This is a genomic window from uncultured Flavobacterium sp. (genome assembly GCF_963922255.1).
Lineage (GTDB): Bacteria > Bacteroidota > Bacteroidia > Flavobacteriales > Flavobacteriaceae > Flavobacterium.
Window position 1 is genome coordinate 1 of the sequence record NZ_CAWUIC010000044.1, and the last position, 2,286, is coordinate 2,286.

General features: G+C 27.4%; 2 protein-coding genes. Both read right to left on the reverse strand.

Annotation, left to right across the window (positions count from 1 at the left end; genetic code table 11):
* Window positions 1–808: 808 nt before the first annotated feature.
* Window positions 809–1,360: a hypothetical protein gene (locus AABJ49_RS14255; RefSeq protein ID WP_338378962.1), complete on the reverse strand. Its 552-nt coding sequence runs from the start codon at window positions 1,358–1,360 to the stop codon at window positions 809–811.
* A 182-nt stretch (window positions 1,361–1,542) separates the two neighbouring features.
* Window positions 1,543–2,223 carry a hypothetical protein gene (locus AABJ49_RS14260; RefSeq protein WP_338378963.1) on the reverse strand — a complete coding sequence of 227 codons (681 nt, stop codon included), beginning with the start codon at window positions 2,221–2,223 and terminating at the stop codon, window positions 1,543–1,545.
* Between the last annotated feature and the right edge of the window lie 63 nt (window positions 2,224–2,286).

A 2,286-nucleotide genomic window follows, 5' to 3' on the forward strand; every position in this document is an offset into this window, starting at 1 on the left:
CCTAAAATTTATTGCGAAGATAACTCGAAGTCTACTCCAATTACGCACAACGTTTCGCGGCTTTATTTCAGTTTTGCTGATTGATAACCAAGCCTTAACAAATATAGACAAATTTTAGATTAAAAAAATTCCAAAATAGAAAAAACCAAGCCTGCAAAATTGAATAAAACCGTTGTTGTGGTTTCGTAGTATCTTTAATTCAACTTGCGTCAATTCAGAATGAATTTATGTATGTTGAATTTAAAGAATCAACACAAAGAATATCTACAAAGAATATCTACAAAGAATTTCCGCAATACAATTCACGCAAACTTTTCGACAAAGTTCAGATTTCTGTTTTTAAAATGATTTTGATGAATAAATGATTTTCAGATTTTTTTACGTTAAAAACTAAATGTTTTAATGATTTAATATTTTTATGATTTTATTTAATTTTCGCAAAACTATTCACGCAAACTTTTCGACAAAGTTCGGTTTATGTTTTCACATTAAAGACAAAATATTCGCAAAATAATTTTCGGCAAAGTTCAAGAATCGCAAAATTTTCAAATAAGATTTTCTCCAAAGTAAAGAAGCAAAACTTTCAAGAATTCAAACACAAAGCTTTATTAAATCCAGGTTGAAATTTGCAATAAATATTCATTTGAAAATAAATTTTCAACTATGAACCACAACGTTCCCACGCTTGGCGTCAGTTGCGAACTTCGGAACTGATTATTTTCTGTTAAAGATAATATTTCTTGCGAAACGTGAACGTGAATTTACCACAAAATTCGCAATTGCGCCAAACGTGTGTTAGCAGTAGTACTTATTTTGTTATGTTTTCATAATTCTGTTTTCCAAGTATTCCTTTTTCATAATAGATTCTGAGTTCGTTTTCAAACATTTTCATATTTTCAGTTTTAGTTTGTAAAAAGTGGTATTTATAGATTTGGTTTTTATGATGAATTTCAATATAGTTTTTTAATCCATTTGATTTTTTCGGATTTAAAGCTGAGATATTTCCGTTAAATTTTCCACGAATTGAATAGTTAAGAATACTAATTTTTTCAATATCATTTATCAAGTATGTGTTTTCTCCACAAATAATTTTTTCAGTTTCAATTATTAAGTATCCTGAATAAGTTCCATTTTCAGTTTCGTATCTAAATAAGTTTATGTTAATTACGTAAATTAAACAATAAACTGTGAAAATAACAACCATTACAAAATATAGTAATTCTAAATTTTCAATATTTTGAGGGAACATTTTTTTTGAAAAATAAGTAATCAGAACAAGAGAAATAAGTATAAATAAAACTTTCGTGGATTTATGTATTTTTATAGAATTATCAGGATAAAATATCTTTAATTTCTTCATTAAGTCTCTATTTTCGTCTGTTCGGATAGTATTACTGCTAACGTTTCTCGGCTTTGCATCAGTGGCTTGCGATTGATAACAGACCAAAACAAATATAAAACAAATATTGGAAAATTCGACAGGATTTTCCAAAAGTTGACCAAGCCCAAGCCATTGTGCAAAACCGATGTTGGCAGTAGTATTTATTCAAGTTTAATTTGTTTATTCAGTTCTTTTTTGTTTCCGTTTTCTCGATTTTGTATAATTTTAATTTCAGAATTTTTAATTTCAATTTTGTCAAGAATATCATAAATAGAACCATTTCCTCGATTCCATCCTTTTGGAATATTTAGTGTTAATTTTTTTTGACTATCAGTGTCAACAATTATAAAACTTGCTGAATTTTTATGATTTTCATTTACTGCAATATATAAATTTGGATTATCAGTTTTATAATCAGCGTATTCTATTCCTGGATAAAATTCGATAGGCATTACTATTGGTTTTTCCAATTCTGTATTAAAAATCAATGCATATCTACAATTTGTTCCACAACCATTTATTAAAGCAAAACTTTTTTCAGTAATCCATTCGATTTCGTTTGTAAATGGAATTCCGAGCATTTCATATTCTTTTGTTTTTAAGTCGATAGTATGTTTTGTCTTTTCATTTCCAAATTCTGCTGTCAGATTTTGCCAATCATTTTCGGGTTTTGAAAATATTTTTAGGAATTTGCCATTTGAAACAGTATCAATCCAAAAAATTGTTTCACTTTTTTCTGTCAGTTCAGTTTTGATTTCAGAATTTAATAAATTGAGATTTTTCTCTTTTTGATTACAACCAAAAAAAGTAAAAAATATCAATATTAACGAGGTTTTCTTCATATTACTGCCAACGTTAGGCCGCTTGTGGCAGTTGCGTAAATTTATAACAAAAGATTACAAGTA